We start from the raw sequence: 14,816 nt of genomic DNA on the forward strand, positions 1-14,816 counted from the left end.
GCCGGGCCTCAGCGGTTGGCGTCGGAGTGCGTCATGGCGGTGTAGAACAGCCAGGACACCAACAGGATGATCAGGAAGTACACCAGCGAAAACGCCGCTGCCGGACCGAGGTCGAATTGCCCTACGGCCATCTGGGTCAGCGTCTGACTCAGGAAGGTCGTGGCGTTACCCGGCCCGCCGCCGGTGAGCACGAACGGCTCGGTGTAGATCATGAAACTGTCCATGAAGCGCAGCATCACCGCGATCAGCAGCACGCTTTTCAACTTGGGCAACTGAATGTGCCTGAACACCGCCCAGGCCGAGGCGCGGTCGATGCGCGCGGCCTGGTAATACACGTCGGGAATTGCGCGCAATCCGGAGAAACACAGCAACGCCACCAATGAAGTCCAGTGCCAGACGTCCATCACCAGCACCGTCACCCAGGCGTCCATGGTGTTGGCCGCGTAGTTGTAACTGATGCCCATGGCGTTGAGGCTCGACCCCAGCAAACCAATGTCCGCGCGGCCGAAAATCTGCCAGATCGTACCGACCACGTTCCATGGAATCAGCAGCGGAATCGCCAGAATGATCAGCACCACCGACGACCAGCGGCCCTTGGTTGGCATCGTCAGCGCAACGGCAATACCCAGCGGAATTTCAATCAGCAACACGCACGCCGAATAGATGAACTGGCGCAGCAATGAGTCGTGCAAACGCGGGTCGAGCAGCACTTGCTTGTACCAGTCAGCGCCGACAAAGTAGCGGCTGGACTGGTCGAAGATGTCCTGCACCGAATAGTTGACTACGGTCATCATCGGGATCACCGCACTGAATGCCACCAGCAGGAACACCGGCAATACCAGCCACCAGGCCTTGTTGTTCTGCACCTTGTTCATGGCTGCACCTCATCGTCGGCTTCGAGCAGAAACTCATCGGCATAGACCATCAGCCACTGCGCCGGAAAACTGATGTACGCCGTGCCCTGCGGCACCGGTTTGTCTTCGGCCAGACGCACTTTCAACGGCGCGCCGTCGAGGTCGAGGGTCATGATTTTGTAGGTGCCGAGGTCTTCGACGTGTACGACCTTTGCCTGCATCGCGTCATCAAACGGCTCGTCCCACACGTGAATAAACTCGGGACGGATGCCGACCTTCAGATTTTTCCACTGGCCGTGTTCGATATGTCGCTGCATCGCGTCAGACAGCGGCAGATGCGTCGAGGCGAAACCGACGCCGCCGGGTTGCGGCTGCACGTCGATCAGGTTCATCCCGGGGCTGCCGATGAAATAACCGACAAAGGTGTGGCTCGGCCGCTCGAACAATTCCCGAGGCGTGCCGAACTGGACGATCTGGCCGCCGTACATCACCGCAATCTTATCGGCGAAGGTCGATGCTTCCAGTTGATCGTGGGTGACGTAGACCATGGTGATGTTGAACTGCTCGTGGATCTGCTTGAGCTTGCGCCGCAGTTTCCACTTCAGGTGCGGGTCGATCACCGTCAGCGGTTCGTCGAAGAGGATCGCCGAAACGTCGTCGCGGACCAGACCACGGCCCATCGAGACTTTCTGTTTTTCGTCGGCGGTGAGGTTGCGCGCCTTTTTGCTCAGCAGGTTTTGCAGGTCGAGGACTTCGGCAATTTCCTGCACCTTGCTGTGCACTTTCGCCTCGGCCATGCCCTGATTGCGCAGGGGGAAGGCGAGGTTATCGAACACGGTCATGGTGTCGTAAACCACCGGAAACTGGAAAACCTGAGCGATGTTGCGCTTCTCTGGCGTCAGGTCATTCACCGCTTTGCCATCGAACAACACGTGGCCCTGCGAGGGGCTGAGCAGCCCGGAAATGATGTTGAGCAAGGTGGATTTGCCGCAACCCGACGGCCCGAGCAATGCATAGGCGCCGCCCTGCTCCCAGACGTGATCCATCTCGCGGATCGCGTAATCTTCCGCGCCGCTCGGGGTTTTGCTGTAGCTGTGGGCGAGGTGTTGCAAACGGATTTCGGCCATCAGGCAACCCTCGCGACACGCCGGCCCGGTGCTTGCACCAGACGGCCCTGCGCATCGAAAACGAACAGTTTATGGGTCGGGATGTAGATGCGGATCGGCGCATCGACGTCGTATTCGTGAACGCCGGGCAGGTGCAGCACCAGCAGGAAATGCTCGTTGCGCACGTGCAGGAAGGTTTCCGAACCGCTGATCTCGGCGACTTCGACGGTGACCGCCAATTCCAGATCGTCATCGTTGCTCGGCACCAGCGAAATGTGGCTGGGGCGCACGCCGAAGCGGAACTCGCCCTCACCCACCGGGCGCAGATCGACGTTCAACGGGAAGTGTACGAAGTTGGCAAAACTCACTTCGTTACCGGCAATGCGCCCGGGCATCAGGTTGATCGGCGGCTCGGAGAACAACTCGGCGGCGAGCACGCTTTGTGGCTGGTGATACACCGAGGTCGACGGGCCGCTCTGAATCACCCGGCCTTCGTGAAGAATGGTCGTGGTGCCGCCGAGTGCCAGCGCTTCGTTGGGTTCGGTGGTGGCGTAGATCGCGATAGTGTGGCGCGCCTTGAACAGCTCGCGCATTTCCTGGCGCAGCTCTTCGCGAAGTTTGTAGTCGAGGTTGACCAGCGGCTCATCGAAGAGGATCAGCTCGGCGTCCTTGACTAATGCGCGGGCCATGGCGGTGCGTTGTTGTTGGCCGCCAGAGAGTTCCAGCGGGTAGCGCTGCAGAAACTTCTCGATGCGCAGCATCTTCGCGGTTTCCTGCACTTTGCTATGGATGATCTCTTTCGAAACACCGGCCTGACGCAACGGCGAGGCGATGTTTTCGAACACGGTCATGGTCGGGTAGTTGATGAACTGCTGATAGACCATCGACACGTTGCGCAGACGCACCGGACGTTGGGTGACGTCGACGCCGTTCATCAGGATGCGGCCGCTGTCCGGTTTGTCCAGACCGGCCATTAAACGCATGAGGCTGGTTTTGCCGGACAGCGTGCGGCCGAGCAAAACGTTGAACGAACCGGGTTCGAATTTCAGGCACGCATCGTCGATCCAGATCTGGCCCTCGACGGTACGGCTGACGTGCTCCAGGGTGAGTGACATGGCTCGGCCTTTTTATTATTGGAGTCAAGCGACCTGTGCACGGGAGCGAGTTTCGTGCCAGAAATGGCAAGTGGTTGATTTGGCGTGAAAATCGTTGAAAGCGCGGGGAATGAGCGTTCATTGCTGAACACATTTGAACAAGTGGGCGATTGACAATGAACAATAGTGAACAACACTCTATGAACTCATTTCGGTGAGCTACGGAGATCCTGTGGGAGCGAGCTTGCTCGCGAATGCGGTGTGTCATTCAACCGATTCGGTGACTGATACGACGCTTTCGCGAGCAAGCTCGCTCCCACAGTTGATCTGTGTTGTTCTCAGGATTTGGGTTCATAACAACAATAAAAATCGCTGCATCAGAGGCTGACTGCCATGGCCGCACCTGCCCCGCCGCTGTCCCACGACGCGATCGTCCAGACTTCCTGGCAACGTTGCCGCGCGTTCGGTCTCGACCACCAAAGCACGCCGGCCTTCGATCAGTTGCCTGCCGCCGGCATCGCGCAGTTGCTCGACAGCCATCACTCACTGGTGCAGACCACGCACCAAGAAGTCCTGCCCTATTACGAAAACATCCTCAGCAACTCCAACTGCCTGATCATGCTCGCCGACAATCAAGGTCAGGTGCTGACCTCGTGGGGCACGCAGCGGTTTATCGAACCGAATCTGGCGCGGGGTTTTCAGGCCGGTGCAAGTTGGGTGGAGCGGACCAGCGGCACCAATGCGATCGGCACGGCGCTGGCGTGTGAGCAGGCCGTGCATATCGAACACGATGAACACTTTCTCAAGGCCAACCGCTTCATGACCGGTTCCGCTGCGCCGATTTTCGACGCCGAGCGCAAGGTGATCGCGGTGCTTGATGTGTCCAGCGACAGCTACCTGCCGCCCTCGCACACTTTGGGCATGGTCAAGATGATGAGCCAGACCGTGGAAAACCGGCTGATCCTCAACCTGTTCCATGGTCAGCATTTTCAACTGACCTTCAACACCGGGTTGAACAACCTCGACAGTCAGTGGGCCGGGTTGTTGATCTTTGATGAGAGCGGTCAAGTGCTGTCGGCCAATCGTCGCGCCGACAATCTGCTCGGTGTGCGCTTGTCGCGGGTGAGCGTTGAAAGTCTGTTCAAGGTGTCACTGCTGGAGTTGATCAATCAGCCCGACGGGTTGCCGTTTGCCTTGCAGACGTCCGGGCGTAACCGTTTTCAATGTTTGTTGAAGCGGCCGAAACAGGCGCCAATTCAGCCTCGGATGTTTGCCGAACCGAAAAGCGTTGAAGTGCCATTAAAACCACCCGCGGGCGCTATCAGCCTCAGCACCCTGCACTTCGGCGACAGTCGCGTGGAGAAAGCTGTGCGCCAGGCTGAGCGTTTGCTGGAGAAAGACATTCCGCTGCTGATCCATGGCGAAACCGGTGTCGGCAAAGAGGTCTTCGTCAAAGCTCTGCACCAGGCCAGCTCGCGCAGCAAACAGGCGTTTATCGCCGTCAACTGCGCGGCGATCCCCGCCGAACTGGTCGAGTCCGAGTTATTCGGTTACGAGAAAGGCGCGTTCACCGGCGCGAATCAGAAAGGCAGCATCGGACTGATTCGCAAGGCTGACAGAGGCACGTTATTCCTCGATGAAATCGGCGACATGCCATTGCCGACTCAGGCGCGGTTGTTGCGGGTTTTGCAGGAGCGCTGTGTGCAGCCGGTGGGCAGTAGCGAGCTGTTCCAAGTGGATTTACGGATTATTTCGGCGACTAACCGATCCTTACGCGAACAAGTGCAGTTGGGGCGGTTTCGTGAGGATTTGTATTACCGCATTGGTGGACTGACGCTGGAGCTGCCGCCATTGCGGGAGCGCAGTGATAAAGAGGCGTTGTTTAAACGGTTGTGGGAACAGCATCGTGAGCCGACGCAGTGGGCGGGGTTGAGCCAAGAGGTGCTGGAACTGTTCAGCCGTCATCCGTGGCCGGGGAATTTGCGTCAGGTCAGTAGCGTGATGCAGGTGGCGCTGGCCATGGCTGAGGAGCAGCCGGTGAGGCTGGAGCATTTGCCGGATGATTTTTTTGTTGATCTGGAGATGGAGCCGGTGGAGAGCGCGGCGCCGCTGGGGGTTGATTTGAATGATATTGAAGCGTTGAACCGGGAGTTGAAAGCGGCTGGGGGGAATATTTCGCATCTGGCGCGGCGATTGGGGGTGAGTCGGAATACGCTTTACAAGCGGTTGCGGCAGATTGAAGGTTGAGTGAACCGCCCTTTCCCTCACCCCAGCCCTCTCCCAAAGGAGAGGGAGCTGACCGCGGTGTCTGGCGGGATGCATCGAACTGAAATATCCGGTTGATTATGGATTCGGCACACATCGTTCACGTCGGTGTATCTCGTGAACATCCCCCATTCAGTCCCCTCTCCTGGGGGAGAGGGCTAGGGTGAGGGCGAAAATTCCGGCTCAACATGCGCAACCGAAGCCGCCGCCAATGTGCGCAACCCGACCAACACAACAACCACCATCATGATCCCAGCGCCAATGGCCACGCCAAACCCCGCCCGTGCACCCCAGCCATCAATGACCAGCCCCGCCAGCATGCCGCCCAGCGCGACGCCAATGCTGATACCGGTGGTCATCCACGTCAGCCCCTCAGTAATCCTCGATGGCGGGATGATGATCGTTCCCAGCTTCATGACCACGACCATCGTTGGCGCAAACGAAATCCCGGCAATAAACAGCGTCGCTGACAGGACATAAACGTCCGTGGCAAAAATGGGCAGCACGCCAGTGAACGCCGTGACCAATATCCCGATCAGGAACTGTTTTTCGATCGCCAGCGAAACCCTCATCGCACCAAACGTCAGGCCCGCCACCAGTGAGCCGAACGCATAGGCAGCGAGGATGAAGGTCGCCGCCCCCGGCCAGCCTTGCGCATTGGCGAAGGCGACGACGGCAACATCGATTGCTCCGCCAATGACACCCATCGCCAACAGCGCGAGAACAATGGTGCGCACGCCGGGAATCAGCAAGGTTGAGCCGCTATGGCTGGCGTGACCGACGACAACCTTCGGCTCAGTCTGGCGTTGCAGCAGAAACGCCGTGACCCCGACAGCCAACAGCCCGACCGCAACCAGTGGCCCGGCTTCGGCGAAAAAGCTCACACTCAAACCAATCGCCAGTGGCGGGCCGATGATGTAAGCGAGTTCGGTCAGGACCGTGTCCAGCGAGAACGCCGTGTGCAACTGCGGCTTGCCCCGGAACAACTGCGACCATCGCGCGCGGATCATCGATGGCATGCTCGGCATCGTCCCCGCCAAGGCTGACAGTACAAAGAACACCGCGGCGGGCGCTCTCAGGTAAACGGCGGTGATCAGCGCCAGCAGCATGGCAATGCTGAACGCGGTGACGATGGGCAGTACGCGACTCTGGCCATGTTGATCGACCAGTCTGGAGATGTGCGGGCCGAGCAGTGCATTGGCCAGGGTGAACGTCCCGGCGACTGCGCCGGCCAGCCAGTACACCCCGGTTTGCTGCACCAGCATGGTGATGATGCCGATCATTGCCTGCGGCAAGCGCGCGATAGAGCTCGCGAGCACTAGCCCGGTGGCGCCGGGGGTCGTTAGCAGCTCGCGGTAGTGATTGGCCATGGTGTTTCCCTTACATGATCGTCACCGCTCAGCATCCGGCTGAACGCGTTGCCGATATCAAGACCTACGCGAACGTCAAAAGCAACCCTCACCCCAGCCCTCTCCCAGAGGGAGAGGGGGCTGACCGAGGTGTCTCGAGTCATCCATCGACCTGAAAAAAGGAGTCGAATATGGATTCAGAGCAGGCCGGCCAGGTCCGAGTACATCGACCTGAAAGAACCAGTCGATTATGGATTCGGTGCAGCACGTTCAGGTCGGCGTATTTCTTGAGCATCCCCCATTCGGTCCCCTCTCCCTCTGGGAGAGGGTTAGGGTGAGGGGCTTTCTCGCCGCCAAACAAAAACCCGCACTAGGCGGGTTTTGTTTTGAAGCCAAACACAGCAATCAATCAGCCAAACGCCAGGTAGTCCCACCCTTGCCGTCTTCCAGCACAACACCCATCGCCGTCAGCTGATCACGAATCCGATCCGACTCAGCCCAATCCTTCCCGGCCCGTGCCGCCAGACGCGCCGCAATCAGTGCATCAACCTCAGCTGCATCAACACGCCCTTCAGCGCCCGCCTGCAAGAAGTCATCGGCTTCGAGCTGCAACACACCCAACACGCTCGCCAGTTCTTTCAGACGTGCCGCCAGACCCGCCGCCGCATCGAGATCGCTCTCACGCAGACGGTTGATCTCACGCACCATCTCAAACAGCACCGCGCACGCTTCCGGCGTGCCAAAGTCGTCGTTCATCACGGTAGTAAAGCGTTCAACAAACGCTTCGCCCCCGGCAGGTGCGACGTTCGGCAGGCCTTTCAACGCATGGTAGAAACGCTCGAGGGCGCCTTTGGCGTCCTTGAGGTTGTCTTCCGAGTAGTTGATCGCGCTGCGGTAGTGGCTCGACACCAGCAGGTAACGCACGACTTCCGGGTGATACTTTTCCAGCACGTCGCGAATGGTGAAGAAGTTGTTCAAGGACTTGGACATCTTCTCGCCATTGATGCGAATCATGCCGCAATGCATCCACGCGTTGGCGTAGGTCTTGCCGGTGGCTGCTTCGCTCTGGGCGATTTCGTTTTCATGGTGCGGGAACTCGAGGTCGCTGCCGCCGCCATGAATGTCGAAGGTCTCGCCGAGGCAGCAGGTGGACATCACCGAGCACTCGATGTGCCAGCCCGGACGCCCGGCGCCCCATGGCGATTCCCAGCTTGGCTCGCCCGGTTTGGCGGCTTTCCACAGCACGAAATCCAGCGGGTCCTGTTTCGACTCGTCGACTTCGATGCGGGCGCCGATGCGCAGGTCTTCGATCTTCTTGCGCGACAGTTTGCCGTAGCCCATGAACTTAGCAACGCGGTAGTACACGTCGCCATTGCCCGGCGCGTAGGCGTAACCCTTGTCGATCAAGGTCTGGATCATCGCGTGCATGCCCGGAATGTGATCCGTGGCGCGCGGTTCCATGTCCGGCTTCTTGATGTTCAGGCGCGCTTCGTCTTCGTGCATCGCGGCGATCATGCGCTCGGTCAACGCTTCAAACGATTCACCGTTCTCGTTGGCGCGGTTGATGATCTTGTCGTCGATGTCGGTGATGTTGCGCACGTAGGTCAGGTCGTAACCGCTGAACCGCAACCAGCGGGTCACCAGGTCGAAAGCGACCATGCTGCGGCCGTGGCCAAGGTGGCAGTAGTCGTACACGGTCATCCCGCAGACGTACATGCGCACCTTGTTGCCATCCAGCGGCTTGAAGACTTCTTTGCTCTTGGTGAGCGTGTTGTAGATCGTTAGCACGTTATTTCCCTTGACGCTGAATCACTGGCCCCACGAATCACGCAGGGTCACGGTACGGTTGAATACCGGCTGACCTGGTTTCGAGTCCTTCATATCAGCAACGAAGTAGCCTTCGCGCTCGAACTGGAAACGGTCTTCCGGCTGTGCGTTGCCAAGCGATGGCTCCGCACGACAACCGGTGAGTACCTGCAGCGAATCAGGGTTGATGTTGTCGAGGAAACTCGCGCTGTCTTCAGCCTTCTCAGGGTTGGCCGAACGGAACAGGCGATCGTACAGACGCACTTCGCACTCGACGCTGGCGGCAGCCGGCACCCAGTGGATCACGCCTTTGACCTTGCGGCCTTCCGGGTTCTTGCCGAGGGTTTCCGGGTCGTACGAGCAACGCAGTTCGACGATGTTGCCATCGGCGTCCTTGATCGCTTCGTCGGCACGGATCACGTAGCTGCCGCGCAGACGCACTTCACCGGCAGGCTCCAGGCGCTTGTAGCCCTTCGGCGGCTCTTCCATGAAGTCGTCACGGTCGATGTAGATTTCCCGGGCGAATGGCAGTGCGCGCACGCCCATGTCTTCTTTCGGGTGGCGCGGCAGTTCGAGGTTTTCGACCTGACCTTCCGGGTAGTTGGTGATGACGACTTTCAGCGGACGCAGCACGCACATGGCGCGCGGCGCGGTCTGGTCGAGGTCGTCACGGATGCTGAATTCGAGCATGCCGAAATCAACCACGCCGTCGGAACGGTTGGTGCCAACCATTTCGCAGAAGTTGCGGATCGATTTCGGCGTGTAGCCACGGCGGCGGAAGCCCGACAGCGTGGACATGCGCGGATCGTCCCAGCCGTTGACGTGCTTTTCATCGACCAGTTGCTTGAGCTTGCGCTTGCTGGTGATGGTGTAGTTGAGGTTCAGACGGCTGAACTCGTACTGACGCGGGTGCGCCGGCACTGGCAATGCGTCGAGGAACCACTCGTACAGCGGACGATGGCTTTCGAACTCAAGGGTGCAGATCGAGTGGGTGATGCCTTCGATGGCGTCCGACTGACCGTGGGTGAAGTCGTAGTTCGGGTAGATGCACCACTTGTCGCCGGTCTGGTGGTGATGGGCGTGGCGGATGCGATACATGATCGGGTCGCGCAGGTTCATGTTCGGCGAGGCCATGTCGATCTTCGCGCGCAGCACGCGGGCGCCGTCCGGGAACTCACCGGCACGCATGCGCGCGAACCAGTCGAGGTTCTCTTCCACCGAACGGTCGCGGAACGGGCTGTTCTTGCCCGGCTCGGTCAGGCTGCCACGGTATTCCTTGGCCTGCTCCGGGGTCAGGTCGTCGACGTAGGCCTTGCCAGCCTTGATCAGCTCCACCGCCCAGTCGTGCAACTGGTCGAAATACTGCGAGGCGTAGCGCACTTCACCGGACCACTCGAAGCCCAGCCATTTGACGTCGGCTTCGATCGCGTCGATGTATTCCTGGTCTTCCTTGGCCGGGTTGGTGTCGTCGAAACGCAGGTGCGTGACGCCGCCGAACTCCTGGGCCAGGCCGAAGTTCACGCAGATCGACTTGGCGTGGCCGATGTGCAGGTAGCCGTTGGGCTCAGGCGGGAAACGGGTGACGATCTGGGTGTGCTTGCCCGAGTCCAGGTCTGCCTGGATGATCGGCCGCAGGAAATTGACCGGCACGGCAGGGCCGGACTTGGCATTCGAGGTAGGGTCGACAGTGGGCTTGCTCATAGGATCCTTGACTTACATGTGCGCGGCCGCAGAGGGGGCCAGACAAAACAAAGCCGCTATCATAGCCGATGCTGTCAAGGGGCTGACAGAGCACGGCCTATAAAGGAGCGCATTTAATCGCCGGGAATTGAAAAACAGCCTCGAAATTCGCGCCTGTCACGCTAAACTGCGCACCTTGGCCCACGGGCTGAACCGGTAACGGGCGCAAATGTCCCATTGCCCACGAATTCCTTATAAAGAGTAGCGATCATGACTCAAGTTAAATTGACCACCAATCATGGCGACATCGTCATCGAACTGAACGCTGAAAAGGCGCCGATCACCGTCGCCAACTTCATCGAATACGTTAACGCCGGTCACTACGAAAACACTGTTTTCCACCGCGTAATCGGTAACTTCATGATCCAGGGCGGCGGTTTCGAACCAGGCATGAAAGAAAAGAAAGACAAGCGTCCAAGCATCCAGAACGAAGCTGACAACGGTCTTTCCAACGACAAATACACCGTTGCCATGGCCCGTACCATGGAGCCGCATTCGGCTTCCGCGCAGTTCTTCATCAACGTCGCCGACAACACCTTCCTCAACCACAGCGGCAAGAACGTGCAGGGCTGGGGCTACGCGGTATTCGGTAAAGTGACCGCCGGCACCGACGTTGTCGACAAGATCAAAGGTGTTTCGACCACTTCCAAGGCCGGCCACCAGGACGTACCAGCAGACGACGTGATCATCGAGAAAGCCGAGATCATCGAAGCGTGATATTGCTGATTTCAGACTTGCATCTGGAAGAGGAGCGCCCGGACATTACCCGGGCGTTTCTGGATTTGCTCGCCGGACGCGCCCGCTCGGCGAGTGCGTTGTACATTCTTGGCGACTTCTTCGAAGCGTGGATTGGCGACGACGCCATGACGCCCTTCCAGCGTTCCATCTGCCAGGCCCTGCGCGAATTGAGCGACAGCGGCACGGCGATTTTTCTGATGCACGGCAATCGCGACTTCATGCTCGGCAAGGCCTTTTGCAAGCAGGCCGGCTGTACGTTGTTGAAGGACCCGAGTGTCGTGCAGTTTTACGGCGAGCCGGTGCTGTTGATGCACGGCGACAGCCTCTGCACCCGCGACGTCGGCTACATGAAGCTGCGGCGTTATCTGCGTAATCCGATCACGCTGTTTATCCTGCGCAATCTGCCCTTGAGCAGCCGTCATAAGCTGGCGCGCAAACTGCGCAGCGAAAGCAAGGCACAGACGCGGATGAAGGCTAATGACATTGTCGATGTCACGCCGGAAGAGATTCCGCGGATCATGCAGGCGTTTGGCGTGAAAACCTTGATTCATGGCCACACCCACCGCCCGGCGATCCACAAGTTGCAACTCGGTGAGCAGGCGGCGAAGCGGATTGTGCTGGGGGATTGGGATCGTCAGGGGTGGGCATTGCAGGTGGATGAGAGCGGGTACGCCCTGGCGCCGTTCGACTTCGCCCCGCCGCTGGCTTTGCCGCACGGCTAAAAGCTTTACCCCCTCACCCCAGCCCTCTCCCCCAGGGGGGCGAGGGGGAAAGGGAGCCGACCGCATGCAGTTCAAAACCTGAGTTCGACTGAAGTCCGACAGTCCCCTCTCCCCAACGGGTCGAAGGGCAAAGGGAGCCGATCTCTATGCTTTTCAAAACCTGAGTTCGGCTCGGTATTGCAAGTCGGCGTACCTCGAACATCCACCACGGTCAGTCCCCTCTCCCTCCGGGAGAGGGTTAGGGTGAGGGGCTCTTGACCTTAGTGCCCGGAAGCCGCTGGCCCTGCCTTGGCAGCAAACGGCGGCTTCGCCAGCCACACAATCAGAATCAACCCCATAAACCCCCAGCCCAGCAGCGTGAAGTAATCCACGGTGGAGAGCATGTACGCCTGACTGGTGAGGATCTGATCCATCTGCGCATAAGCCGACTGACTCGCCCCGCCCAAATGATTCAAGGTCTCGCGAGTCGCCGGCTCGAAGGTGCTGATGCTCTCACTCATATACGCATGATGCTGATCGGCCCGACGAATCCAGATCCACGTGGTCAGCGACGCCGCAAAGCTACCGCCCAACGTCCGCAGGAAAGTCGCCAGACCAGCACCATCGGCAATCTGGCTCGGCGGCAAGTCCGACATGAGGATGCTCAACGTCGGCATGAAGAACAGCGCCACACCAATACCCATGAACAACTGCACCAAAGCAATGTGCTGGAAGTCCACCTCATTGGTGAAACCCGCCCGCATAAAGCAGCTCAAGCCAATCGCCAGAAACGCCAGCCCGGCCAGTAAGCGCAGGTCGAACTTGTTCGCGTACTTGCCGACAAATGGCGACAGCAGCACCGGCAGAATGCCGATCGGCGCTACGGCCAGACCGGCCCAGGTCGCGGTGTAGCCCATTTGTGTCTGCAACCACTGCGGCAGGATCAGATTGATGCCGAAGAACCCGGCGTAACCGAGCACCAACACTAGCGTGCCGATGCGGAAGTTGCGGTAGGCGAACAGCCGCAGGTTGACCACCGGATGCTGGTCGGTCATTTCCCAGATAACGAACACCGCCAGCGCGATCACCGAAATCGCCGCGCCGATGATGATGAAGTTCGACTCGAACCAATCCAGGTCATTGCCCTTGTCGAGAATCACCTGCAAAGCGCCGACGCCAATGATCAGCGTGATCAGACCGACGTAATCCATCGGCTGACGGCTGGTTTCCACCGGACGCTTGGCCAGTTGCGAGCGCACTACCATCACCGCAAAGATGCCGATCGGCACGTTGATGAAGAAGATCCACGGCCAGCTGTAACTGTCGGTAATCCAGCCACCGAGGATCGGCCCGGCAATTGGCGCAACCACCGTGACCATCGCCAGTAACGCCAGGGCCATGCCTCGCCTCGCGGGCGGATAGACCGCGATCAACAGGGTTTGCGTCATCGGATACAGCGGCCCGGCGACCAGACCTTGCAGCACGCGGAAGCCGATCAGTTCCGGCATTGATGTGGAGATACCGCAGAGGAACGAGGCCAGCACGAACAGAATCGTGGCCCACAAAAACAGCTTCACCTCACCGAAACGGCGGCTGAGCCAACCGGTCAGCGGCAGCGCAATCGCGTTGCTCACGGCGAACGAGGTGATCACCCAGGTGCCCTGCTCCGAACTCACCCCGAGGTTGCCGGAAATCGTCGGCAGCGCCACGTTGGCAATGGTGGTGTCGAGCACTTGCATGAACGTCGCCAGCGACAGGCCGATGGTGCTGAGCAACAGGCTGGGCGGCGTGAAAGAGGCGTTATTGCTCATTGTGAATCCTATGAAACCAGGTTGACGCCGCCCTCTTGTGGGAGCGAGCTTGCTCGCGAAGGCGGCCTGTCAGACAAAACAATGCTGAATGACACACCGCTTTCGCGAGCAAGCTCGCTCCCACAGGGTCAGGTGTGATCTCAGCGTTGCGCGGTTTTGCTCACCGCGGCGCTGTTGTCGTGGATCAGCTGCGCAATCATCGCGTCGGCTTCGGCCAGTTGGCGGTCGTAGACGTTGGTGCTGAACGAAGCCTTCTGCGGTGGTTGCTGCGCGAGCACCGGGCCGCTCTGGTCATGCAGATTCACTTCAACGTTGGTCGACAGACCGACACGCAGCGGATGCTTGGCCAATTCTTCGGCGTTGATGTGAATGCGCACCGGCACACGCTGCACGATCTTGATCCAGTTACCGGTAGCGTTCTGCGCTGGCAGCAGAGCAAACGCGCTACCGGTGCCGGCGCCGAGGCTGTCGACGGTGCCGCTGTATTTCACGTCGCCGCCGTAGATGTCGGATTCGATATCGACCGGCTGACCGATGCGCATGTCACGCAGTTGGGTTTCTTTGAAGTTGGCGTCGATCCACAGTTGATCCAGCGGAATCACCGCCATCAACGCCGTGCCCGGTTGCACACGCTGACCGAGTTGCACGGTGCGCTTGGCGACATAACCGGTGACCGGCGCGATCAAAGTGCTGCGGGCATTGGTCAGGTAGGCCTGACGCAGATCGGCGGCGGCGGACATCACGTCCGGGTGCGACGACACCACGGTGTCATCGACCAGCGCGCTGGTGGTTTTCAATTGTTGCTTGGCGTTGGCCAGGGCGTTTTGTGCCGAGGTCAGGTCGTCGCGAGCGTGGGACAGTTCTTCCTGGGAAATCGCCCCGCCCTGCGCCAGGTTCTTCCGGCGGTTGTAGTTGTCTTGGGCTTTCTGCACTTCGGCCTGTTGCGCGTTGACCTGGGCTTTCATGCCATCAACGTTGCTGTACAGACCACGCACCTGACGCACGGTGCGCGCCAGTTTCGCCTGGGCACTTTGCAGGCCGACTTCGGCATCGTTCGGGTCGAAGTTGATCAGCACCTGACCTTCGTGAACCAGATCACCATCGTCAGCACCGATGCTGACCACAGTGCCGGTCACCAGCGGGGTGATTTCGACGACGTTGCCGTTGACGTAGGCGTCGTCAGTGCTTTCGTTAAAGCGCCCGATGAACTCGTGATACGCCCAGACGCCGGCGCAGGCGAGTGCAACCACAACGGCGAGCACCAGCAGCATGACTTTGCGCTTGCGCGGGTTGCCGGTGTCCGGGGTGTTGCCTTGAGCTTGGGTATTTTCGGCAGTGGCCATGACAAGTAC

General features: G+C 59.5%; 11 protein-coding genes. 3 read left to right on the forward strand and 8 right to left on the reverse strand.

What is annotated here, in order from left to right; all coding sequences use genetic code 11:
- Positions 1-8: 8 nt before the first annotated feature.
- Genes CLU80_RS02395 through CLU80_RS02405 form a run of 3 tightly spaced genes read right to left on the reverse strand, consistent with a single transcriptional unit; the run spans position 9 to position 3,075 of the window.
- Entirely contained in the window at positions 9-875 is an 867-nt protein-coding gene (locus CLU80_RS02395; protein WP_007912484.1) for a carbohydrate ABC transporter permease, read from the reverse strand.
- Complete coding sequence (locus CLU80_RS02400; RefSeq protein WP_099756656.1) at positions 872-1,981, reverse strand: ABC transporter ATP-binding protein; 1,110 nt, start codon at positions 1,979-1,981, stop codon at positions 872-874. Before CLU80_RS02400 ends, CLU80_RS02395 begins: the two co-directional genes overlap by 4 nt.
- A complete protein-coding gene (locus CLU80_RS02405; protein WP_095048092.1) occupies positions 1,981-3,075 on the reverse strand; it encodes an ABC transporter ATP-binding protein in 1,095 nt (364 codons plus the stop codon). The genes CLU80_RS02400 and CLU80_RS02405 overlap by 1 nt, the downstream gene beginning before the upstream one ends.
- 372 nt (positions 3,076-3,447) lie before the next feature.
- Between CLU80_RS02405 and CLU80_RS02415 the strand changes: the two genes are divergently transcribed.
- Complete coding sequence (locus CLU80_RS02415) at positions 3,448-5,301, forward strand: sigma-54-dependent Fis family transcriptional regulator (RefSeq protein WP_099756657.1); 1,854 nt, start codon at positions 3,448-3,450, stop codon at positions 5,299-5,301.
- Between the two features lie 176 nt (positions 5,302-5,477).
- Here CLU80_RS02415 and CLU80_RS02420 read toward each other — a convergent pair whose 3' ends face one another.
- The 3 genes from CLU80_RS02420 to CLU80_RS02430 all read right to left on the reverse strand — a co-directional run bounded on the left by CLU80_RS02420 (position 5,478) and on the right by CLU80_RS02430 (position 10,175).
- Positions 5,478-6,689: an MFS transporter gene (locus CLU80_RS02420; protein ID WP_099756658.1), complete on the reverse strand. Its 1,212-nt coding sequence runs from the start codon at positions 6,687-6,689 to the stop codon at positions 5,478-5,480.
- A gap of 384 nt (positions 6,690-7,073) precedes the next feature.
- On the reverse strand, positions 7,074-8,456 hold the full coding sequence (gene cysS, locus CLU80_RS02425) for a cysteine--tRNA ligase (protein ID WP_077573639.1): 1,383 nt from the start codon (positions 8,454-8,456) through the stop codon (positions 7,074-7,076).
- Between the two features lie 21 nt (positions 8,457-8,477).
- A complete protein-coding gene (locus CLU80_RS02430) occupies positions 8,478-10,175 on the reverse strand; it encodes a glutamine--tRNA ligase/YqeY domain fusion protein (RefSeq protein WP_093434212.1) in 1,698 nt (565 codons plus the stop codon).
- Between the two features lie 249 nt (positions 10,176-10,424).
- On the opposite strand from CLU80_RS02430, the gene CLU80_RS02435 reads away from it, so the two are divergent.
- Together CLU80_RS02435 and lpxH are read left to right on the forward strand one after the other, a co-directional pair.
- A complete protein-coding gene (locus tag CLU80_RS02435; protein WP_093434208.1) occupies positions 10,425-10,931 on the forward strand; it encodes a peptidylprolyl isomerase in 507 nt (168 codons plus the stop codon).
- The gene (lpxH, locus tag CLU80_RS02440; RefSeq protein ID WP_038362679.1) at positions 10,928-11,674 is read left to right on the forward strand and encodes a UDP-2,3-diacylglucosamine diphosphatase; all 747 of its coding nucleotides are present in this window, start codon (positions 10,928-10,930) and stop codon (positions 11,672-11,674) included. Before CLU80_RS02435 ends, lpxH begins: the two co-directional genes overlap by 4 nt.
- Positions 11,675-11,934: 260 nt before the next feature.
- Here lpxH and CLU80_RS02445 read toward each other — a convergent pair whose 3' ends face one another.
- Both CLU80_RS02445 and CLU80_RS02450 read right to left on the reverse strand, forming a co-directional pair.
- On the reverse strand, positions 11,935-13,464 hold the full coding sequence (locus CLU80_RS02445; protein ID WP_016986555.1) for a DHA2 family efflux MFS transporter permease subunit: 1,530 nt from the start codon (positions 13,462-13,464) through the stop codon (positions 11,935-11,937).
- Positions 13,465-13,604: 140 nt separating this feature from the next.
- Positions 13,605-14,807: an HlyD family secretion protein gene (locus tag CLU80_RS02450; RefSeq protein ID WP_099756659.1), complete on the reverse strand. Its 1,203-nt coding sequence runs from the start codon at positions 14,805-14,807 to the stop codon at positions 13,605-13,607.
- Positions 14,808-14,816: the final 9 nt, after the last annotated feature.

The sequence above is a fragment of the Pseudomonas sp. 29 genome (genome assembly GCF_002754355.1).
Lineage (GTDB): Bacteria > Pseudomonadota > Gammaproteobacteria > Pseudomonadales > Pseudomonadaceae > Aquipseudomonas > Aquipseudomonas neuropathica.